General features: G+C 60.7%; 17 protein-coding genes and 1 pseudogene. 3 read left to right on the plus strand and 15 right to left on the minus strand.

Annotated features, from left to right (window positions below):
* Positions 1 to 379 precede the first annotated feature (379 nt).
* The 4 genes from HMPREF1219_RS03865 to pgsA form a co-directional block, all read right to left on the minus strand.
* Positions 380 to 1,171: a PspA/IM30 family protein gene (locus tag HMPREF1219_RS03865; protein WP_016457711.1), complete on the minus strand. Its 792-nt coding sequence runs from the start codon at positions 1,169 to 1,171 to the stop codon at positions 380 to 382.
* A gap of 147 nt (positions 1,172 to 1,318) precedes the next feature.
* Positions 1,319 to 1,645 carry a helix-turn-helix domain-containing protein gene (locus HMPREF1219_RS03870; protein ID WP_051120474.1) on the minus strand — a complete coding sequence of 109 codons (327 nt, stop codon included), beginning with the start codon at positions 1,643 to 1,645 and terminating at the stop codon, positions 1,319 to 1,321.
* A gap of 82 nt (positions 1,646 to 1,727) precedes the next feature.
* Positions 1,728 to 2,300, minus strand: a complete 573-nt coding sequence (locus HMPREF1219_RS03875) for a CinA family protein (protein WP_016457713.1) — start codon at positions 2,298 to 2,300, stop codon at positions 1,728 to 1,730.
* Positions 2,301 to 2,309: 9 nt separating this feature from the next.
* Entirely contained in the window at positions 2,310 to 2,900 is a 591-nt protein-coding gene (gene pgsA / locus HMPREF1219_RS03880; protein ID WP_016457714.1) for a CDP-diacylglycerol--glycerol-3-phosphate 3-phosphatidyltransferase, read from the minus strand.
* Positions 2,901 to 2,953: 53 nt separating this feature from the next.
* Between pgsA and HMPREF1219_RS03885 the strand changes: the two genes are divergently transcribed.
* Positions 2,954 to 3,244, plus strand: coding sequence for a YciI family protein (locus tag HMPREF1219_RS03885; protein ID WP_016457715.1), 291 nt, complete (start codon positions 2,954 to 2,956; stop codon positions 3,242 to 3,244).
* A 74-nt stretch (positions 3,245 to 3,318) separates the two neighbouring features.
* On the opposite strand, the gene HMPREF1219_RS03890 is transcribed toward HMPREF1219_RS03885, so the two are convergent.
* The 8 genes from HMPREF1219_RS03890 to HMPREF1219_RS03925 all read right to left on the minus strand — a co-directional run bounded on the left by HMPREF1219_RS03890 (position 3,319) and on the right by HMPREF1219_RS03925 (position 15,381).
* Entirely contained in the window at positions 3,319 to 4,410 is a 1,092-nt protein-coding gene (locus HMPREF1219_RS03890) for a TerC family protein (RefSeq protein ID WP_016457716.1), read from the minus strand.
* 226 nt (positions 4,411 to 4,636) lie between these two features.
* Positions 4,637 to 7,627, minus strand: coding sequence for an FtsK/SpoIIIE family DNA translocase (locus HMPREF1219_RS03895; RefSeq protein ID WP_016457717.1), 2,991 nt, complete (start codon positions 7,625 to 7,627; stop codon positions 4,637 to 4,639).
* A gap of 63 nt (positions 7,628 to 7,690) precedes the next feature.
* On the minus strand, positions 7,691 to 8,278 hold the full coding sequence (locus HMPREF1219_RS03900) for a TIGR03085 family metal-binding protein (protein WP_016457718.1): 588 nt from the start codon (positions 8,276 to 8,278) through the stop codon (positions 7,691 to 7,693).
* 335 nt (positions 8,279 to 8,613) lie between these two features.
* Positions 8,614 to 10,620: a ribonuclease J gene (locus HMPREF1219_RS03905; protein ID WP_016457719.1), complete on the minus strand. Its 2,007-nt coding sequence runs from the start codon at positions 10,618 to 10,620 to the stop codon at positions 8,614 to 8,616.
* 2 nt (positions 10,621 to 10,622) lie between these two features.
* Positions 10,623 to 11,501: a 4-hydroxy-tetrahydrodipicolinate synthase gene (dapA, locus tag HMPREF1219_RS03910; RefSeq protein WP_016457720.1), complete on the minus strand. Its 879-nt coding sequence runs from the start codon at positions 11,499 to 11,501 to the stop codon at positions 10,623 to 10,625.
* Between the two features lie 26 nt (positions 11,502 to 11,527).
* Complete coding sequence (gene thyX / locus HMPREF1219_RS03915; protein ID WP_016457721.1) at positions 11,528 to 12,283, minus strand: FAD-dependent thymidylate synthase; 756 nt, start codon at positions 12,281 to 12,283, stop codon at positions 11,528 to 11,530.
* Positions 12,284 to 12,286: 3 nt separating this feature from the next.
* Positions 12,287 to 13,027, minus strand: coding sequence for a 4-hydroxy-tetrahydrodipicolinate reductase (gene dapB / locus HMPREF1219_RS03920; protein ID WP_016457722.1), 741 nt, complete (start codon positions 13,025 to 13,027; stop codon positions 12,287 to 12,289).
* A gap of 116 nt (positions 13,028 to 13,143) precedes the next feature.
* Positions 13,144 to 15,381 (minus strand): polyribonucleotide nucleotidyltransferase, encoded by a 2,238-nt coding sequence (locus tag HMPREF1219_RS03925; RefSeq protein ID WP_016457723.1) that lies wholly within the window; start codon positions 15,379 to 15,381, stop codon positions 13,144 to 13,146.
* A gap of 216 nt (positions 15,382 to 15,597) precedes the next feature.
* Between HMPREF1219_RS03925 and HMPREF1219_RS03930 the strand changes: the two genes are divergently transcribed.
* The gene (locus HMPREF1219_RS03930) at positions 15,598 to 17,037 is read left to right on the plus strand and encodes a GuaB1 family IMP dehydrogenase-related protein (RefSeq protein ID WP_016457724.1); all 1,440 of its coding nucleotides are present in this window, start codon (positions 15,598 to 15,600) and stop codon (positions 17,035 to 17,037) included.
* A 25-nt stretch (positions 17,038 to 17,062) separates the two neighbouring features.
* Here HMPREF1219_RS03930 and HMPREF1219_RS03935 read toward each other — a convergent pair whose 3' ends face one another.
* From HMPREF1219_RS03935 to HMPREF1219_RS03945, 3 genes are all read right to left on the minus strand, one after another.
* On the minus strand, positions 17,063 to 17,518 hold the full coding sequence (locus HMPREF1219_RS03935; RefSeq protein ID WP_016457725.1) for a hypothetical protein: 456 nt from the start codon (positions 17,516 to 17,518) through the stop codon (positions 17,063 to 17,065).
* Positions 17,518 to 17,730, minus strand: coding sequence for a helix-turn-helix transcriptional regulator (locus HMPREF1219_RS03940; protein WP_040426854.1), 213 nt, complete (start codon positions 17,728 to 17,730; stop codon positions 17,518 to 17,520). Before HMPREF1219_RS03940 ends, HMPREF1219_RS03935 begins: the two co-directional genes overlap by 1 nt.
* 372 nt (positions 17,731 to 18,102) lie before the next feature.
* Positions 18,103 to 19,092: an ATP-binding cassette domain-containing protein gene (locus HMPREF1219_RS03945; protein WP_016457727.1), complete on the minus strand. Its 990-nt coding sequence runs from the start codon at positions 19,090 to 19,092 to the stop codon at positions 18,103 to 18,105.
* A gap of 162 nt (positions 19,093 to 19,254) precedes the next feature.
* Between HMPREF1219_RS03945 and HMPREF1219_RS03955 the strand changes: the two are divergent.
* Positions 19,255 to 20,399 (plus strand): annotated as a pseudogene (locus HMPREF1219_RS03955) (IS3 family transposase).
* The last annotated feature ends 46 nt before the right edge of the window (positions 20,400 to 20,445 follow it).

The raw sequence follows: 20,445 nt of genomic DNA on the forward strand, positions 1-20,445 counted from the left end.
GTTCAACCAGGTTTTTTGGTTCAACCAGGTTTTCTCGTTCACCCGGGCTCTTTGTTTCACCCAGGTTTACGTTCGACCTGCTATTCCGCAAACCGGCTTCGATAGACCCAGTTTGCACTCTGACGGCGGATTCTCTCCTCATTGGGGAAACAGTCCACGTTGAGGTTTTTGTTGCCCCCTCGGCCTGGGCCGTGGGAAGAAGAATGCCGCATCCTCCATCGTCGGCATCACCGAGTGCGGCACCGCTCCTCCCCGCTCTTGAGTTCCCTTAAGGTGCTTTGCTTTGTGCTTCGCCAGCGGGTACCCGAAATTGAACGCGGTAGAAGACGCAAAAATGGCGCACGCGAACGTGCGCCATCACAACGTAGCCGAGCGGGAACTACTGCTGCTTTTCTGCAGTATCCCCCTGGGTCAGCTGCTGCTTGGTGCTGCCGGAACCGGAGGACAGCTCGCCCTTCATCTCCGCACGGATTTCCTCCAGACGGCTGTGACCGGCCAGCTGGTAACCAGCGGACTCAACCTCCGCCATACGGGACTGCACGGAGTTCTGAGCCAACTCCGCCTTGCCCAAAGCGTTGGCGTAGCGGCGCTCAATCTTCTCACGCACCTGATCAAGGTTCGGGGTGGAACCGGAAGCGGTGAGAGAGTTCATCGACTGGATCGACTCGGATACCTTCTCCTGCATCTTCGCTTGCTCAAGCTGCGAGAGCAGCTTGGTGCGCTCGTTCACCTTCTGCTGGAGCTGCATGGAGTTACGCTCCACAGCCTGCTTAGCGGCAGCCGCCTGTTGCAGAGCCTGGTCGTGCATCGCCTTGAGGTCCTCAACCTCTTGCTCAGCGGTCACCAGCTGTGCGGCGAAAGCCTCGGCCGTGTTCTCGTACTCCTGTGCCTTCTGCACGTCGCCCTCGGCCCGAGCCTTGTCAGCCAGCTGCAAAGCCTGGCGGGTGTTGCCCTGAAGCTTCTCAATATTGCCGAGGTTGCGGTTCAGCTTCATCTCCAGCTGGTGCTGGTTGCCAATGACCGCAGCAGCCTGCTGGGACAGCTCCTGGTGCTGACGCTGCGCTTCCTCGATAGCCTGCTGAATCTGAACCTTCGGATCAGCATTCTCTTCGATCTTAGAATCGAAGAGAGCCATGAAGTATTTCCACGCTTTCACAAAGGGATTAGCCATCGGTGAGTTATCCAGCCTTTCGTCATTCACTGCCGCTAAATTCGGGCAGCGTGCGTATGCACAGTTAGTTTCGTTGTGTTGATACCTAAGTGTAGACCCTCGTTAGCCCGCCGTCAGCGGGAGCACCGAGGCAATCACCATTCGAGTTTAGACGTGCTCGAGCTCGGCCGCTGCATCCACCATCGCCATGGTGCCGGCTGCCTCGATGAGGACATCCGCCACCGAGACGCCCAGCGCCCGGCACACGGACGCGAGCAATTCGGACGACACTTCCTTGCGCCCACGCTCCAGCTCAGAAAGGTAGCCGGGAGAAACCCGAGCCAGGTCAGCGAGCTGGCGCAGCGTCAAGTGACTGTCCGCACGGAAGGTACGCAGCGCGGTGCCCAAAGCCTCACGCAGCAGGATATCGGGACTGCGGTGACGGCTGGGCACCTGCGGCGCGTGATTGCCGCTGTGCTCTCCGTGAGCCGACATCGCTTCTATCTTCACAGGGGAAATTGTTGTTACCATCACTTACTTCAACGAGCGGGGTGCCGATTTTGTTCCGCTAGCGCCCCTAAGCGTCGTGTCCTCCCGTTTCATCCTCGTTCATCAAGTTCACCAGGGTGAGCAATTCGTCCAGAGCAGCCTCCACGGAGGCGGCGCGAATCGTGTTCCTATCGCCATCCACCACCGCGACGGGTGTCTCCTCACCGGGCACCAGAATCCACCGGTGATGGCGCTTAGGGTAGGCCCTCAACGCCACGGCATAACCGTGGGGATCAGCAAGGCCGATCCACACCTCCCCCACCGCGTGCCCATCCTGGGTATCCGGCCCTGCCACCCCCGTCAGGCTCACGCCCCAATCTGCTCCGAGAAGCGCCCGCACGGACGCGGCCATCTGCTCCGCGCACTGCTTCGACACCGGCCCCACGCTGTCCAACACATCTGCATCGACTCCGAGCAGATCGCGCTTCACATCGGTGGCATAGCTAACCACCCCACCGCGCAACACTGCGGAGGCGCCGGGCACATCGGCAACGGAAGCAGCGGCGAGGCCGGCGGTGAGTGACTCGGCAAACGCCACAGTCTGACCGCTCTCGCGCAAAACCCGCACGAGCTCCACGGCGACAGGAAGAGGCTCCTTCACGGTGACTACCTATCCTTTCAGCTTCTTGGCGTCGACAAGGTACTGAATACCCGTCCATACGGTGACAACCACCGCCGCCAGCATCACCACGAGGGACGGAATATCCATCCACCCGGGTAGCGGCGCGAGGTAGAGTCCCACGGCGATCGCCTGAAGCGTGGTCTTAATCTTTCCGCCCTTGGACGCGGGCACAACCTGCCCGTCGCGCAACTTCACCATCCGCCACAGGGTAATTCCCAGCTCACGGACGACAATCACCACCGTGATCCACCACGGAAGCCCGCCCACAATGTTGAGCGTGACCAGCGCGGTGATCATGAGCGCCTTATCTGCAATCGGGTCGGCGATCTTGCCAAAATCGGTGACAATCCCGCGCGCCCGGGCAATGTCGCCGTCGAGTTTGTCGGTGATCATGGCGGCCACGAAGATCGCAAGCGACCACCACATCCACGTGGAATCGGTCCCTCCGCTCTTGAGCACCGCCCACCCGAAGAAGGGAACGGCGATGATGCGCAACGTGGTCAGTGCGTTGGGGAGGTTGACATTGGATTGTTTCGGCGACGTTGTAGACGTTGTCACCGTGTGCTCAGAAGCAGCCACTTAACCACCTTCACTGACAGGATTTTCATCACGTACTCACTACACTCTATGCCATGACATACTTTGCAGTCCTCTACACATACATTACCGATGCCGAGGCGGTTTCCCCTGTGCGCCCCGAACACCGTCAGTTCCTCGCGGGACTCAAGGAGAAGGGCATGCTCGTAGGATCCGGGCCACTCAAGGAGACCGAACCCGGTGAGGCGCTTATCGTCCTCTCCCTCAGCGATGGCGCCACCGTGGCCGACGCCGAGGCCGTGATGGATGACGACCCGTTCAACCGCAAGAACAGGATCGCAGTCCGCAGAATCGTGGCCTGGGACCCGGTCCTCCGCGTCTTCTAACGCAGCCATCTCTTAGACAATGAAGAAGGCTCCTGTCCCTCGTTGGGGACGGGAGCCTTGCCTTGTGGCGCGAACTAACGCCGGGGGTGTATCTCGGAGGAAGTAGGAGCCTCGGAGGCGCTTTGCTGTTCTGCGTCCTCATCCTTTGGCGTGTGCGACGCCGGGTTCCAGTCCGGGGCAACCGCCCCCTGAGCCTCATCACGCTTGGTCTTGATAATCGAGGCGATGGCCGTGACAGCCAGCACGCCGACGATGACGAAGAGGGAGGTGATGTTTCCAATCTCCGGGACCTCCACGCCTTCACCGCCGTTGATAAACGGGAGCTTGTTCTCATGCAGGGCGTGGAGGACGAGCTTCACGCCAATGAAGGCGAGGATGGTGGCGAGACCGTAAGGGAGGTACACCAACCGCTCCAACAGGCCGTCGAGAAGGAAGAACATCTGGCGCAGACCCATGAGGGCGAACGCGTTGGCGGCGAACACAATGTACGGCTCCTGCGTGAGGCCGAAGATCGCCGGGATCGAATCGAAGGCAAACATCAGGTCGATGAAACCGATGGAGACGAGCGCGAGCATGAGCGGGGTCACCATCTTCTTGCCGTTCTCCACGGTGAACAGGTGATCGCCGTGGAACTTGGAAGAAACCGGGATCACCTTGCGGGCGGTCTTCACCACGAACATGTCATCGATGTCCGTATCGTCATCGCCTTTGACCTCGTCAACAACGAGCTTGATGGCCGTGTAGAGGAGGAACGCGCCGAAAATGTAGAACACCCAGCTCCAGGCGTTGATGGCGGCTGCGCCGAGGAGGATGAAGATGAGCCGCATGGCCAGCGCCAGGGCGATGCCGATGAGCAGCACCTTCTGCTGGTAGGCCCGCGGGGTCTTGAACGAGCCGATGATGAGGGCGAAGATAAACAGGTTATCGATGGACAGCGACAGCTCGGTGATGTAACCGTTGAAGAACTCGAGCGCGTGCTCGTGCGTCCAGTTAAACCAGAGGAAGATGGTGAACAGCCCGGCGAGGCTCATGTAAAACGCCATCCACCCGCCGGCTTCTTTCATCGTCGGTTCGTGGGGGCTTTTGACGTGTGAGTAAAAATCAAACACGATGAACCCGAGCAACACCACGATGGTGATGATCCACGTTACTAGGTGTACTTCCATGAATGAATAGACCTCCGGTAAGACAAAAGTACCTGTGAGGTCTTACCCACCACGTGCGTGGCCGACGTGCCCGGATGCGCCACCGGTTTGCGGTGCACCGTGATGACGTTCACGCCGTTGCGGGTTACTCCCCTCGTCACAACTGTACCGACTTTAGCCCACACCCGCCTGTTTGCGCCAACGCGGCGTGGCACGGGCATTGCGTAGCGACACGCGCCGGCGGCCCCTAAAACACTCCGTTGGTGGGGCGAGCTACCTCAACCGTCGTGGTCTGCGGGTCTGCGGTGGCGACTTCCTCGGAGACGACCTCGCCGTCGACGGTGTCCTCCTCGGCTACTTCCTTGGGGGCAGTCGCGGGGTCGGCACCCTTGACAAGCCAGATGACGGTGTCGAGCTCCTCCGGCTTGACCAGCACGTCGCGGGCTTTGCTGCCCACCGAGGGGCCGACGATCTCGCGGGACTCCATCAAGTCCATGAGCCGGCCTGCCTTGGCAAAGCCAATGCGCATCTTGCGCTGCAGCATGGAGGTCGAGCCCAGCTGGGAGGTCACCACCAGATTGATGGCCTCGAGAAGGTCATCCATATCCTTGCCGATCTCCTCGTCGATGGCCTTCTTCTCCGGTTCTTTCTCCTCGGTCACGCCCTCGGCGTACTCGGGCTCGGCCTGCTGCTTGGCGGCGTCGACCACGGCCTGGATTTCCTCGTCGGTGACAAAGGCACCCTGGATACGGCGGGGGCGACCGGCGCCCTGCGGGATGAACAGGCCGTCGCCCATACCGATGAGCTTCTCGGCGCCGCCCTGATCGAGGATCACGCGGGAGTCCGTGAGCGAACTCGTGGCAAAGGCGAGGCGGGAGGGGACGTTGGTCTTGATAAGTCCCGTCACCACGTCCACCGATGGGCGCTGCGTGGCGAGCACGAGATGGATGCCGGCGGCGCGGGCCTTCTGCGTGATGCGGACGATGGAATCCTCGATCTCCTTTGGGGCCGTCATCATGAGGTCGGCAAGCTCATCCACCACGCACACGATGGACGGGTACGGGCGGTACTCCCGCTCGGAACCGGCCGGGGCCTGAATTTCTCCGCTGAGAACCTTCTTGTTGTAGTCCTTAATGTGACGCACGCGCGCGGCTTTCATGTCCAGGTAGCGCTGCTCCATCTCCTCCACCAGCCACTGCAAGGCCGCCGAGGCCTTCTTCGGCTGCGTGATAATCGGCGTGATGAGGTGCGGGATGCCCTCGTACGGGGTGAGCTCCACCATCTTCGGGTCAACGAGGATGAGCCGCACCTGGTCCGGGGTGGCCCTTGTAAGCAGCGAGACGAGCATCGAGTTAACAAACGCGGACTTACCGGAACCGGTGGAACCGGCAACGAGCAGGTGGGGCATCTTTTGGATAGAGTGGCTGACGAAGTTGCCCTCAATATCCTTGCCCAGCCCGATGACCAGCGGGTCGTCGTTTTTCTGCACGGCGGGCGCGTTGAGGACGTCGGAAAGCCTCACCATCTCACGGTCGCTGTTAGGCACCTCGATGCCCACGGCGGACTTGCCCGGAATAGGGGCGAGCAAGCGCACGTTATCCGTGGCCACGGCGTAGGCGAGGTCCGCCTGGAGGTTGGTGATCTTGGACACCTTGACGCCCGGCGCCAGCTCCACTTCGTAGCGGGTCACTGTCGGCCCGCGGGAGAACCCGGTGACCTGGGCGCCCACCTTAAACTCGCGGAACACCTCGTCGATGGCATCGATGATCCGGTCGTTGGCAGCAGAGCGTGCCTTCGGTGGCTTGCCCGGGATGAGCAGTGACGTCGATGGCAGGACGTAGTTCGCATGGGAGGACACCATGTCCATAGCGGGCGCCGAATCGTCCTCCTCGTCGGTGTCCTCCTCGCTCACCGAGGCTGCCTTGGGGGTGGCTTGTCGACGCTCCGGCGCCGGCTGTGGCTTGGGGGTGGCTTGTCGACGCTCCGGCGCCGGCTGTGGCTTGGGTGCGCGCCGAGGCTCAGGCTCTGGCTGGGGTTCGGGGGCAGCTGCTGCCGCCGTTTCACCCGTCGGTACGGCGGGCATCGCGGCGGTCTCCGGCGCGGTGGTCTCCGGCTCGGGCTCGGTGGAGGCTGTGAACAGACGCCGCGGGGACGGCGTGGTGTGGCCCCGACTGCCGCGCTGAGGCAGCGGTGGCCTCACATCGCGTGCACGCTCGGACCGGCGAGGAAGCGGGCGGTTTTCGGCCAGCGCATCTATCTCATCGCTGGCATCACCGTAGAGATCGTCGTCCTCGGCGGATAAATCTCCACCGCCTGCGGAGCCGAATCCCAGGTAGTTCCACAGTTCCGTGGCGAAATCCTTCACGGTGGTTCCCGTTGCCACAACGGCACCGTAGATGACGGCGAGGATAAGCAGCGGGATGGCGATGTAGCGGGAGAAACCGAGCGCCAGCGGCTGGCCCACGATGAGCCCCACGGCGCCACCCGCTTCAATACGGCCGGGCCAATCACCCGGCAGCCCAGCAAAAATGTGGAGGATCCCGAGGACACAGGCGACGATGATGGTGCCGCCGAGGGCGATCTCCTTCCGTCTCTCAAACGTCACCTGCTTGCCCGAAAACAGGATCCACGCCAGGGCGACGAGTGCGATGGGAAGAAGCCACCGGGCGGCACCGATGACGGAGCCGACCCCTACCGAGATCCACTCCCCCACCGGTCCGGCGAGGTTGAACCACACTGCGGCGGCAAGGACTACGGCGAGGCCCAACAGCGTCAGCGCAATGCCGTCGGAGCTCGGTGTGGGCTCGCTGTCGCGTGCGCTGGCTCGCGGGGCGGGATCGCCCCGTTCTGGAGTGGGCGTAGTGTCGGCCTCCTCTACAGGTTCAGGAGAGTTCTTTCTTTTTCTCAGTCGCCGCGGGGGGCGCTGAGGTTCTTCCTCGTCGAGGGCGAAATCGTCTTCCTCGTTCCAGAAATCGTCCTCCTCAAACTCCTCGGGGTTCGGCTTCGGGCTTGCGATGGAGCGCACGATGTTGGCGGAGCCGTGCGCCACGGCGCTCAGCAGCGTGCTCACGCCCTTGGCGGTGGCACGGGTGGCGCTGCCCGTCCTTTCGCCGGCCGTATCGGCGGCGCGAAAAGCAGAGGAACGCGGGTGCGTACGAGAGTCCCCGGCGGGTCTACGGGTAGACGGGCCGGTTTCTGCCTTCTTTCTACGGCTTGCAGAGGAGTTACGCACAGTCATGTAAGTAACAATAACCCCTCATGCAACATTTTTCACACAGGCAACGCCGTGTGAAAGCGGAAATTACCGTGACTTAATGAGTCCCCGGTACACGTTCCTCCCAAAGGCCCACATGAAGATCTCGCCCACCGGGCCGCTGACACGGAGAACATCGCTGCCGTTTTCCGCCACGCCGTGCTTGTCAGCCGCCACGAAGCGGCCAAAACCGGTGGGCTCCACCACAACCGGCACCGGCTGATCCTTGAGCAGCATCGGGGCCATCATCTTGAGCGAGGCGTAGAGTTCCTTTTCTTCGGACTCGTTGAGGGCGCGCGGGCCATTCCAGCCCTCCTGCGCGCGAAGCACGTCCTCGTGGTGGACGAAGTGCTCAGCCGTGTTCATCTGCGCCGGCACGGGCCACCGCGGGCCCTTGGCCCACTTCTTCACCACGCTCTCATACCCCCACGAGACAACCTCACGGGACACGGTCTCCAGCCGGTCCTTGAACAGCGGTATGAAGATCCCCGCTGCAGCATCGAGCCGATTTTCGCGCACGTACAGGTGCACGGCCAGGTCCAGGGTTGTCCACCCCTCGCATAAAGTGGGCGCATCGGGCCCCACGGAAAGTAGTGTCTCGGCTAGACGGCGACGTTCCACTTCTGCAAACTTCATAGGACGAGTGTACCTCGCACATAGGACCAACGCCGGGGCCGTCCGCGCTCGAGCATCGCCCTCCGCGCCTTCGAAAGGCTAGCCCGATCAGGGATAGCCACCACAGTCCGCGCGGCGAGAGCCCGCACTGCAGGCTCCGCCGAAAGACCGCCTCATCACAACCGCCGCAATCAACTGAACACGATCAGACTCAGTCAGCGAATGAAACGGGCCAGCACCCACAACCACAACAACACACTCGCAAAGAGCTAGCGTTGCAACGACCCTCTGAACCTAAGCCTCTGAGCCTAAGCAAAAACCGCCGCACGAAAGTGCGGCGGTGGTCGTTTTTGTTGTTACCTCGACTCGACGGTCTGGGCGACGTCGTCGTCATCGAGAGAATCGGTCTGGCTAGCCATCTGGACGACCGTGGGGACGATCATCGGGCTCCTCGACCACTTCTTCTCCGTGTACTTCCGGATTCTGCGGCGGAGCTGCTGAACCATACGGTAGGTATCGTTCTCGCCCTCGCCGGCAAGATCGAGCATGATGTTCTCCGCAAGCTCCGCGATCTCCGGCATCATGGACTTCGCGTCCTCGGAGAAGCCGCGAGCCTGGACCGTCGGACGCTCAAGGAGACGTCCGGACCGGTTATCGATCACGGCGGTGAGAGCGATAAGACCACTCTCCCCCAGCTCGGTGCGGTCGGCGAGCACGTGCTCACCCACGTCACCCATCGTCGTGCCGTCGACGTACAGGTGGCCGATCGGGATCTGACCAACAACCTGTGCGCGGCCGTCGACAAGGTCCACAACCACGCCGTTTTGTGCGAGCACAACACGCGAGGGATCGATGCCCGTGGAGATTGCCAGTTCCTTGTTGGCGCGCAGGTGACGCCACTCGCCGTGCACCGGCATCGCGTTGACCGGGCGGGCCGCATTGTAGATAAACAGCAACTCGCCGGCGTAGCCGTGGCCGGAGGTGTGCACCTGTGCATCGCGCGAGGTGACAACCGTGGCGCCGATCTGCGCCAGCATGTTGATCACGCCGAACACTGCCTCCTCGTTGCCGGGCACGAGGGAGGAACTCAGGATAATAAGGTCGCCGTCGCGCACCGTGATCTGGCGGTGCTCACGACGCGCCATCCTGGACAGCGCAGCCATGGGCTCACCCTGCGTACCAGTGGTGATGAGCATGACCTTGTGGGGCGCCATCTTCGCAGCCTCATCCATGGTGACAAAGGTGCCACGCGGGGCCTGCAAGTAGCCGAGCTTCTGCGCGATATCCATGTTGCGGATCATGGAGCGGCCGTTGAAAGCAACCTTGCGGCCAGCGGCCACGGCGGCATCCACAGCAGCCTGAACGCGGTACACGTTGGAGGCAAACGAGGCCAGGATGACCCTCTGCTTTGCACCCATCACGAGACGCTTGATGGTCGGTGCCACATCCGCCTCCGAGGCGGAAATACCCGGCGTGGTGGCGTTGGTGGAATCGCACATAAGCAGGTCAATGCCCTCATCACCGTACCGACTGATGGCCGGCAGGTCGGTCGGACGGCCGTCCGGAGGGGTCTGATCCAGCTTGATATCACCGGTGTGCAAAATCGTGCCTGCACCGGTCTTGAGAACAATGCCCAAGCAGTCCGGAATGGAGTGCCCCACGTTAAAGAAGCGAATGTTAAACGGTCCGCGGTCAACCTCAGAAAGCTCATTCACCTCAATGAGCTTCGGACGCTGGCGGTGCTCCTGGCACTTGGCCGAGATGAGCGCACACGTGAACTTGGACGCGAGGATGGGCAGGTCCGGCCGGTGACGCAGCAGGAACGGGATCGCCCCAATGTGGTCCTCGTGGCCGTGGGTGATAACCAGGGCTTCCACCTGGTCGAGGCGGTCCTCAATGTAAGAGAAGTCCGGCAGGATGAGGTCCACGCCCGGCTCGCCAGAGCTCGGGAACAAAACACCACAATCGACCAGCAGAATGCGGTTCTTGTACTCGAAGACGGTCATATTACGGCCGATCTCCGAGATGCCACCAAGGGCCACAATACGAAGCCCGTTCTTGGGGGCCTTCGGGGGCTCGGGCAGACGCTGGGTCAGATCCGCGCCCTGCATGGAGTGGACAACGTTGCGCCCGTGCTGCCGGCCCGACTTCTTGTTGTTGTTGGCTTTCGCGCCGTTGTTGTTGCGCGCGTTCTTGTTTTGTGCGGAGTTGTTAGACCCACCGTTGCCACGGTTGTGTGAGCTTGTGGCACGGCGGCTGTTACTCCGCTTCTTGGTAGCCGCCGAGGTGTCGACGTTCGAAGGAGCGTCGGCAGAGCCAGTCTTCCGCTCCGCGCGACGCCTCCGGTTGCGAGTTTCGGTCATATTTAAAGGAATCCACCCTTTTCTAGTTCCAAGCGGAGCTCCTCCACCTGCTCAGGTGTTGCTGCCACCTGTGGCAGGCGGGGGTCTCCCACTTCAATGCCCTGCAAACGCAGAGCAGCCTTACTTAGGCTGACACCCCCAAGTCGTGCTTGAGCGGCATACAGCGGTGCTAACGTGGCGTTAATTTCCCGTGCACGGGCGAGGTCGCCGGCCTCGAAGCTCGTTTTCAGTTCTCGTAGAAGCTGCGGTGCAATGTGGCCAGCAACGGAGATGAACCCACGTGCTCCCACCGCTAACCAGGGGAGATTGAGCGAATCATCACCGGAGTAGTACTCCAGTCCAGTCTCGGGAATGAGAGCTGCGGCGGATGCAAGATCGCCCTTTGCTTCCTTCATACCCTTGATTCGTGGGTGCTCGGCCAATGCCCGAATTGTATCCGGTTTAATGGGGATACCAGAGCGACCCGGAATATCATACAGGATAACCGGCAGATCTGTCGCATTGGCTACTGCAGTGAAGTGCTGCTTGAGGCCTTCCTGGCTCGGCTTGGAGTAGTACGGCGTAACAACGAGGAGCCCATCCGCCCCTGCCTTCGCTGACTCTTTTGCAAGCTCAATGGACGTGCGGGTGTTATTGGTCCCGGCCCCCGCGACGATGACTGCACGGTCCCCTACCTCATCCTTGACTGCCCGGATAAGCGCTACCTTTTCCTCAACAGTTGTTGTGGGCGACTCTCCCGTAGTCCCGTTGAGAACGAGCTCGTCGCACCCACCGTCAACCAGGTGTGCGGCCAGCTTTCGGCTCGCAGCCTCGTCGAAGTCGCCAGCGGAATCGAACGGAGTCACCATCGCTACGGCGACTGTTCCAAATGTGTTACTCATGAGCGCTCCTTAAATCTTGATAGTTCCTAGAAATCGGTTACGTACGGACTCGTTGCCATTTCGGATCCGTCCGACAGCGTGGCGACCTCAAAATCACCAAACACGACGGGACACTTCTTAGCCAGTATTTTTAAACATTCCACCGCCAAAGTGCGGATTTCCTTATCGGCGTGTTCCGTCGCCCGCATCCCGATAAAGTGCCGCCACGCGCGCAGGTTTCCGGTGACGACGATGCGGGACTCGGTCGCGTTGGGCAGCACCGCACGGGCAGCCTGGCGCGCCTGCTTCATCCTCAGCAACGCGTTGGGCTCGTCGGCAAGCTTCTCCTCCAGCGAAGACAAGATCTCCTCAAAGGCAAAGCGCGTGTCATCCACGGTGCGCATGAAGAGCCTCTCCAGCTCCTCGTCGCCCGCGATCTCCGCGGGGACAACAACCTCCGTCTCCCCCGGGTGTACGTAGCGCTGCGAGAGCTGCGAGAACGAGAAGTGCCTGTGCCGGACCAGCTCGTGCGTTGCCGAGCGCGAGATACCACGCACGTACATCGTCGCCGAAGCATGTTCAAGCAAGGACAGGTGGCCTACCTCCATGATGTGGCGAAGGTAGGCGGCGTTGGTGGCAGTACGGGGGTTTGGCTTGTCAAACGTTTCGTAGCAGGCGCGACCGGCGAATTCCACCAAGGCCTCGGGCGAATCCTCGGCATCCGTGGTCCACTCCACATCCTGCGGTGGATGGAACTCCGTCAGGGCGATAAGTTGCACTGAAAGGTCTGCGTGCTGGGCCATGTCCTACAGCCCCAGGTACTTGTCCAAGCCGACGGTGAGCCCCGGGTGCTGGGCAATGTTTCGCACGCCAACAAGCACGCCGGGGATAAAGCTTGTTCGGTCGTAGGAATCCTGCTTGATGGTGAGAGACTGGCCCTGCGTACCAAAGATGACCGTCTCGTGCGCGACGGCACCCGTCATGCGGATGGCGTGCACCGGAACGCCCTTGACATCGGCACCACGGGCACCGTCCAGGCTCTTTTCCGTCGCATCGGGCTCGCTCGTAGCCTCACGGCCGGCGGCGATCGCCTCGGCGGTGTGGATAGCCGTGCCGCTGGGGGCATCGAGCTTGTTCGGGTGATGCATCTCGATCACCTCGGCGGATTCGAAGAACCGGGCGGCCTGCTTGGCAAACACCATGGTGAGAACTGCTGAAATGGCGAAGTTCGGCGCAATGAGAACACCCTGGTTCTCCTTGCCCTCCAGCCAGGAGCTGACGGTAGCGATGCGGTCATCGTCGAAGCCGGTGGTGCCGATCACGGCGTTGATCCCGTTGTCGATGTAGAAGTGCAGGTTATCCATCACTACGGCGGGTGTGGTGAAATCCACTACGACCTCTGCCCCCGCCTTGGTGAGCTCTTCCAGGGAATCGTCCCGGTCGACTGCTGCGACCAGCTCGAGATCCTCAGCCGCCTGGACGCCCTCCACAACTGCCTGGCCTACACGGCCGTGTGCACCTACAACTCCAACTTTCAACAAAGACATGGTCTACATCCTACTAGCTTCCATGGCCAGCCTGGTACAGCACAAGAAATGCCGCCACCTGGAAGCCAAGTGACGGCAGTGCAAGGAAGGCTACCGGTTAGGCAGCCAACGTTAAATTAGTGGCCATCGACGGGGATGAGGGAGATCTTGCCGCGGTTATCGATGTCCGCGATCTCCACCTCGACCTTTTCACCCACGTTGATAACGTCCTCCACCTTCTCGATGCGCTTCTTGCCACCGAGCTTGGAGATGTGGATCAGTCCGTCGCGTCCGGGCAGGATGGAGACGAACGCGCCGAAGTTGGCGATCTTCACCACGGTGCCGAGGAAGCGCTCGCCCACCTTGGGCATCTGCGGGTTGGCGATCGCGTTGATCTTCTCAATCGCGGCATCCGCAGCAGAACCGGTGGTGGCGGACACGTAAACGGTGCCGTCCTCCTCGATGGAGACATCCGCGCCGGTTTCCTCGGTGATGGAGTTGATGTTCTTCCCCTTCGGCCCGATGACCTCACCGATCTTGGATACCGGCACCTTGATGGAGGTGATCCGCGGAGCGAACTCACTCATCTCATCGGGGCCATCGATAACCTCAGCCATGGTGGAGAGGATCTCCATGCGGGCCTCGTGGGCCTGCTGCAAAGCTGCGGCGAGAACGTTGGACGGAATGCCGTCGAGCTTGGTATCGAGCTGCAGGGCGGTGACAATCTCGGAGGTACCGGCAACCTTGAAGTCCATGTCACCAAAGGCATCCTCGGCGCCGAGGATATCCGTCAGAGCGGTGTAATGCATCTTGCCGTCGATCTTGTCGGAGACAAGGCCCATAGCAATGCCAGCAACGGGCGCCTTGAGCGGGACGCCCGCGTTGAGCAGGGACAAGGTGGACGCACACACGGAGCCCATGGAGGTAGAGCCGTTAGAGCCCAGCGCCTCAGAGACCTGGCGGATGGCGTACGGGAACTCTTCCTTGGACGGAATGACCGGGACGAGGGCGCGCTCGGCGAGTGCGCCGTGGCCGATCTCGCGGCGTTTGGGGGAACCCACGCGGCCGGTCTCGCCGGTGGAGTACGGCGGGAAGTTGTAGTGGTGGATGTAACGCTTAGAGGTCACAGGGGTCAAAGAATCGATCTGCTGCTCCATCTTGAGCATATCCAGCGTAGTGACGCCGAGGATCTGGGTCTCGCCACGCTCGAACAGAGCGGAACCGTGGGCGCGCGGTACGAGCTCAACCTCAACGGAGAGGTCACGGATCTGCTTGACATCGCGACCGTCGATGCGGAAGCCCTCGGTGAGGATACGGTGGCGGACGATCTCCTTGGTCACCGCGTTGTAGGCGGCACGGATCTTCTTCTCTGCTCCCTCGTCCTCTTCCTCGAACTGGGGAAGAAGCTTGTCCACAATCTCGTCCATGTGCTCGGCCGTCGCGCCGTCGCGCTCCTGCTTGCCGGGGATGGACATGATCTCGCGGATCTTCTTGGAGGCGGACTTGCGCACTGCCTCGAGGATCTCGTCGGTGTAATCGGGGAAGATCGGGAATTCTTTCTTCTCCTTGGCGGCAAGCTTGCTCAGCTGATCCTGCGCGCGGCACAGGGTATCGATGAACGGCTTGGCGGCCTCGAGACCCTCAGCAACGACGGACTCGGTCGGTGCGGGAGCACCGTCGGACACCTTGTCCAGCACGCCGGCGGTGGCACCGGCCTCCACCATCATGATGGCAACGTCGTTCTTCTTCCCCTTCTTCACGCGACGGCCGGCGACGACCATCTCGAAGAGGGCGTCCTCGTGCTGCTGCGCGTTGGGGAAGGCGACCCACTGGCCGTCCTTGTGGTCCTCATCGGCGATGAGGGCCATGCGCACGCCGCCGACGGCACCGGACACGGGAAGGCCGGACAGCTGGGTTGCGGCCGACGCGGCGTTGATGGCGACCACGTCGTAAAACTCCTCGGGGTCAACGCTGAGCACCGTGATAACAACCTGGACCTCGTTGCGCAGGCCCTTTTGGAAGGTCGGGCGCAGCGGGCGGTCGATGAGACGGCAGGCGAGGATCGCGTCGGTGGAGGGGCGGCCCTCACGGCGGAAGAAGGAGCCAGGGATCTTGCCCTTGGCGTACATGCGCTCTTCCACATCAACTGTCAGCGGGAAGAAATCGAAGCCCTCGCGGGGGTTGTTGCTCGCCGTGGTGGTGGCGAGCATCATGGTGTCATCGTCAAGGTAGGCGGTGACGGAACCGTCCGCCTGGCGGGCTAGCTGGCCCGTCTCAAAGCGGATGGTGCGGGTACCAAAGTCACCGTTATCAATAGTGGCCGTGGCCTCAAAGGTGCCGACCTCTTGATCGACAAAAGTCTGTACATCGTTCATGTACGAGTTCACTCCTCGTATCCAGTAATCCTCTCGGGCAATCGTCGGTGCTGCCCTCATTAGCTTTCTTATGGTTTTCAGACCGCGAACCATTCTAGCAGGCAATTTACTCTGGCGCGAGAACCGCTTCCGGTGCCCTACCTCCGGTGTCCTTCTTCCGGTGCCCTTCCCGTGTCACGGTCCCGGAGACTGGGGCACCGCGATAGGGTAAGGGACATGAGGTTTTTGAATGGTTCCACCCCGCCCTACGAGCTGACCTACCACGACGTTTTCATGGTTCCCTCCCGCTCTGCGGTCGGTTCGCGAGGCAACGTTGACATCGCCACCACCGATGGTTCCGGCACCACGATCCCGCTGGTGGTGTCCAACATGACGGCCGTTGCCGGTCGCCGGATGGCGGAGACTGTCGCCCGCCGCGGTGGCATTGCGATCCTCCCCCAGGACGTTCCGTCCGACATCGCGGCGGAGACGATCCGTAAGGTCAAGGCCTCCCACACCGTCTTCGATACACCGATCACCGTCAATCCCCACCACACGGTGGGCTACACCAAAAACTTGATCCACAAGCGCGCGCACGGCGCCGCCATCGTCGTCGATACCGATGGTCGCCCTGTGGGCCTCGTCACCGACAAGGACCTGGCCAACCGCGACAACTTCACACAGGTGCGCGCCATCATGTCGACGGAGCTCATGACGATTCCGGATTCCGTCAACCCCAAGGCTGCCTTTGGTTTGCTTGTCGACGCTTCCCGCAAGGTCGCCCCTGTCATCGACGGTGAGGGCATCCTCGTCGGCGTGTTGACCAGGCAGTCGGCGCTGCGCGCGACGCTCTACTCCCCCGCCGTGGATGAGGAGGGAAAGCTCCGCGTCGGCGTAGCCGTGGGTATCAACGGTGACCCGGCAGGGCGGGCGAGCGAGCTGGTGCGCGGTGGCGCGGACCTCGTTGTGGTGGACACAGCGCACGGTCACCAGGAAACCGCACTCCGGGCCGTCGACAAGGTAAGAAAGGCCCTGCCGGACGTCACGATTGTGGCCGGCAACGTCGTCACCGCCGACGGTGTTGCGGACCTCCTCGGTGCGGGCGCGAACATCGCCAAGGTGGGCGTGGGCCCGGGGGCGATGTGCACCACGCGCATGCAGACCGGCGTGGGCCGGCCGCAGTTTTCCGCCGTGCTCGAGTGCGCAGAGAAGGCCCGTGCGCTCGGCGGTCACGTGTGGGCCGACGGCGGGGTGCGCAACCCCCGCGACGTGGCGCTCGCACTGGCGGCCGGCGCGAGCAACGTCATGGTTGGGTCCCTCTTCGCCGGAACGTTCGAATCCCCCGGCGACCTTCACGTTGACAGCGAGGGGAACTGGTACAAGGAATCCTTCGGAATGGCGTCGAGCCGAGCCGTGAAAAACCGGAACGCCACCACCGACCCGTTCGAGCGGGCCCGCCGCAAGATGTTTGAGGAAGGCATCTCCACCGCGAAGATCACCGTGGACAAGAACAAGGGAGGCGTGGAGGACCTCATCGACCGGATGATTTCCGGCCTGCGCTCCTCCATGACGTACGCCGGCGCGGATAGCCTCGAATCGTTCCACGAGCGCGCCATCGTTGGCGTCCAGTCCGCCTCCGGCTTCCTCGAGGGGATGCCCCGGGCGAACGGACGCTAACCGCTACTGCGACGGCACCCTCCGCTTAGTCGTCCCCTTCAAAGGAGACGATGTCGCGCTCGCGGCGGTGCATGAGGGCCAGCGGGACGACGATGAGAGCCACGGCGAAACCGATGGCACCGCCAATCGCCGTGGCGAACGGAACTCCTGTGTTGAACCCGACACCGGTCCCCCACACCACGAGAAGTATGAGGAACACGAGGTTGACCTGCCACGGGTACGCAATCGCCCGTGGCATCGCAATCTTGCGCCTGTACCAGAAAAACGACAGCAGTTCCCCACCGACTACCGGCACCAAGAGCAACAACGACCACCACACCAGTTTCCCGGGTAACACCCAGCCCAGGATGGCCAGGCAGATCATGGTGATGGAATTTCTCACTTGCACCGCTACCGTCGATGCCTGGTGCACCACGAGGCGCTCGTATTCGTCGTCAACAGCCCTTTCATATTGGGCGACGAGCCGATCTCCAAGATTCATTATTTCGCATCCTTTCCACCAAAGATGACTTCCACCGATTGCTTCAACACGTCACAAATGTCCAGCGCAAGATGCACGGACGGAGAGTAGTTACCGCGCTCAATATTCGCGATAGTCTGTCGCGACACGCCCACTTTCTCAGCGAGTTCCGCCTGCGTCAGCTCTTCCCACCGCCGGTATTTGCGCACCAAGTTTGGTCTAGTTTCACCCAATTTCTTCCCGCCTTGTCTTCTCTCTCCTATACCGGATGATCGCCGCCAGTAGCGTTGCAGCCATCGCCACAAGGGCCACAGCTGGTATCCGCTCCTAAGCGTCACGCGCACCAGGCGCACATAAGCAACAAGAAGGAACGCGGTGGAACCATGCTTCTCTCGATGCCATAGGAAAATCTCCTTATACAGGAAATAAATTTACAATTCATATTGTATAGTTTCCTTTCCTTTACGGCAAGCGTTGTAGACCAGACACCCATTAAACCAGACCCCAATTCTTGCCATACGTGAGCACTGACAGTGCCTCCGCACCACGATGGACGCGCCCCACGTTTGAAGGGCAAACGAGGGCGCGCGGTTTGTATTCCTTGCCTATTCCTTGGTGTAGCCCTCGCTCTGGATACGGAACAGCTCGGCGTAGAGACCGTCCTGATGAATGAGCTGCACATGTGAACCGACTTCTGCTACATCACCGTTGTCAAGCACCACAATCGTGTCAGCGAGGAACGAGGTGGGCAGCCTGTGGCTAATGATGACGGTGATACCGCCGTAGGTGGCATTATCCCGCGCGATCTTTTGGTAGCTGGAAAACAAGCGCTTCTCGGACTCCGGGTCAAGTGCCGATGTGGGCTCATCGAGCACGGTGAGCAGCGGAGACGGCCGCGCGTACCCGCGAGCGAGCGCCACCTTTTGCCATTGTCCACCGGAGAGTTCTTGGCCTTTACCAAGCGATCCGAGGCGAGTGGCAAATCCCTCCGGCAGCGCCTCGCAAAGGTCCCCCACGTTGGCTCGATCTAACGCGTTCCGCGCTGCATCCTCATCGCCAAACTTCGTTCCGAGCCCAAGAGTGACGGCCTCCACCGCAGTCATCTGTGGTTTGAGAAAGTCCTGCAGTACGGCCGACGTGGCACTGTTCCATCCGTCGATTGTGGTGAGCTCCCGCCCATCGACCTTGATGGAGCCCTCGTAATCAATCAACCCCAGAAGACACTGCGCGAGCGTAGACTTCCCGGCACCGTTTTCACCCACAACCGCCAGCACACTCCCAGCGGGAATGTGGAGGTTCACCTTGTTGAGTGCCGGTGAGGTTTGACCCGCATAGGTCACGGTGAGGCCTTGGATATCGATTCCCTGGTTAAGTTCCGCCGGCACGGGAACCTGGTCCTCAGGCGCTTTCTGCTCGAGTCCGGTGTTGATAAACTCCCGCAGCCACAGGAATCGATCGACAGTGTGGACACTCGATCCAAGCGCAGTGACGGACATCAAGATCATCGCCAGCGAGTTAGTTAGCTTGGGCACAAACGCGATCGCGGCTGTGAGCGCTTCGATCGAGACCGTACCATGAATCGTGTCGCGTCCCATGCTCACAAGAACCGCTGCCGCAACCACGTAGAAAACAATGCCGGAGCTGACCCCGTTTGTGTGGACACCCTGATTCCCGGCTTGTTGGGTCGGGGGAAAGGTAGTCTACTGTCATGCCCCGTAGAAGTTTTTCTTAAGGAGTTCAAACGTGATGCGGTTGCGATGTATGAGAACAATCCCGATGTGTCGATGAACCAGGTCTCCAAGGATTTGGGGATCAATCGAGGCACACTGCGCTATTGGATTGACCAGTTTGGAACAGGTAAGAAGACAACACCTGTTGCTGTGGAGAAGCCGGATGTTGATCCCACTGTGGAAAAGGAAATCCGCAGGTTAAGGAAAGAAAATGCGAGGCTTCGTGAGGAGCGGGATATTTTGGTCAAGGCCGCGAAATATTTCGCAGAAGAGACAAACTGGTGATCCGCTTCCGGTTTGTTGATGACCACCGCACCGAATACTCGGTCAAGCGGATGTGTGCCGTTTTGACAATCCACCGCAGTAGCTACAACGCCTGGCGTAGTAGACGCGAAAGGCGGGATCACAAGGCTTTGTCAGATGCACTTCTTGGGGTGCGTATCACGGAGGTCTTCCGGCAAGAAAACGGCTGCTACGGTGCAAAACGCATCACGGCTTAAACTTAATGATGATCCAGGTTCTACTCCCCTAAACCACAAGCGTGTGGCCAGGATCATGAAGAATGTAGGCCTTTACGGGTATACCAGGCGACGAAGAGTAAAAACCACCGTGCGAGCCAAAGGCCGAAACGTGTTTGCTGACCTTGTACGCCGCAAGTTCTACGCCGATAGACTCAACAAACTTTATGTTGGGGACATCACCTACCTGCCTATCGCTGACGGGTCGAACATGTATCTGGCGACAGTATTGGATTGTTGTTCTCGCAGGCTTGTAGGCTTTGCTTTTCAATGACCACATGCGGAGCTTGCTTGTGATTGAGGCCTTGAACAATGCATGCGCCACCCGTAGAAGCCTTGCAGGATCGGTGTTTCATTCCGACCACGGCAGTGTGTACACCTCGGATGTGTTTAAGAAAACCTGCAGTGACCTTGGTGTCACCCAATCGATGGGGTCTGTGGGAACCAGTGCTGATAACGCGTTTGCTTCAGTCGTTTAACTCCACGTTGAAAAGAGAGGTACTTCAGGATCGGAAAACCTTCGCAAACCCGCTTGAATGCCGTAGGGAAGTGTTCCGGTGGTGTGCCCGTTACAACACATCCAGGCGCCACAGTTGGTGTGGCTATCAAGCCCCGAACACTTTCGAGGAGAAACAGATGTACCGTGTCGCCTAACCACGTCTGCTAAGATCAAACCCAATCAAATTTTCACCCCAGGTGT

Origin of the sequence: Corynebacterium pyruviciproducens ATCC BAA-1742 (genome assembly GCF_000411375.1) — a bacterium.
Classification (GTDB): domain Bacteria; phylum Actinomycetota; class Actinomycetes; order Mycobacteriales; family Mycobacteriaceae; genus Corynebacterium; species Corynebacterium pyruviciproducens.

Bases quoted from the DNA above. Each gene is read 5' to 3' on its own strand.
- HMPREF1219_RS03865 (WP_016457711.1), bottom strand. From the start codon at position 1,171: ATGGCTAATCCCTTTGTGAAAGCGTGGAAATACTTCATGGCTCTCTTC.
- HMPREF1219_RS03870 (WP_051120474.1), bottom strand. From the start codon at position 1,645: ATGTCGGCTCACGGAGAGCACAGCGGCAATCACGCGCCGCAGGTGCCC.
- HMPREF1219_RS03885 (WP_016457715.1), top strand. From the start codon at position 2,954: ATGACATACTTTGCAGTCCTCTACACATACATTACCGATGCCGAGGCG.
- HMPREF1219_RS03890 (WP_016457716.1), bottom strand. From the start codon at position 4,410: ATGGAAGTACACCTAGTAACGTGGATCATCACCATCGTGGTGTTGCTC.
- HMPREF1219_RS03895 (WP_016457717.1), bottom strand. From the start codon at position 7,627: ATGACTGTGCGTAACTCCTCTGCAAGCCGTAGAAAGAAGGCAGAAACC.
- HMPREF1219_RS03900 (WP_016457718.1), bottom strand. From the start codon at position 8,278: ATGAAGTTTGCAGAAGTGGAACGTCGCCGTCTAGCCGAGACACTACTT.
- HMPREF1219_RS03905 (WP_016457719.1), bottom strand. From the start codon at position 10,620: ATGACCGAAACTCGCAACCGGAGGCGTCGCGCGGAGCGGAAGACTGGC.
- dapA (WP_016457720.1), bottom strand. From the start codon at position 11,501: ATGAGTAACACATTTGGAACAGTCGCCGTAGCGATGGTGACTCCGTTC.
- thyX (WP_016457721.1), bottom strand. From the start codon at position 12,283: ATGGCCCAGCACGCAGACCTTTCAGTGCAACTTATCGCCCTGACGGAG.
- dapB (WP_016457722.1), bottom strand. From the start codon at position 13,027: ATGTCTTTGTTGAAAGTTGGAGTTGTAGGTGCACACGGCCGTGTAGGC.
- HMPREF1219_RS03925 (WP_016457723.1), bottom strand. From the start codon at position 15,381: ATGAACGATGTACAGACTTTTGTCGATCAAGAGGTCGGCACCTTTGAG.
- HMPREF1219_RS03930 (WP_016457724.1), top strand. From the start codon at position 15,598: ATGAGGTTTTTGAATGGTTCCACCCCGCCCTACGAGCTGACCTACCAC.
- HMPREF1219_RS03935 (WP_016457725.1), bottom strand. From the start codon at position 17,518: ATGAATCTTGGAGATCGGCTCGTCGCCCAATATGAAAGGGCTGTTGAC.
- HMPREF1219_RS03945 (WP_016457727.1), bottom strand. From the start codon at position 19,092: ATGGGACGCGACACGATTCATGGTACGGTCTCGATCGAAGCGCTCACA.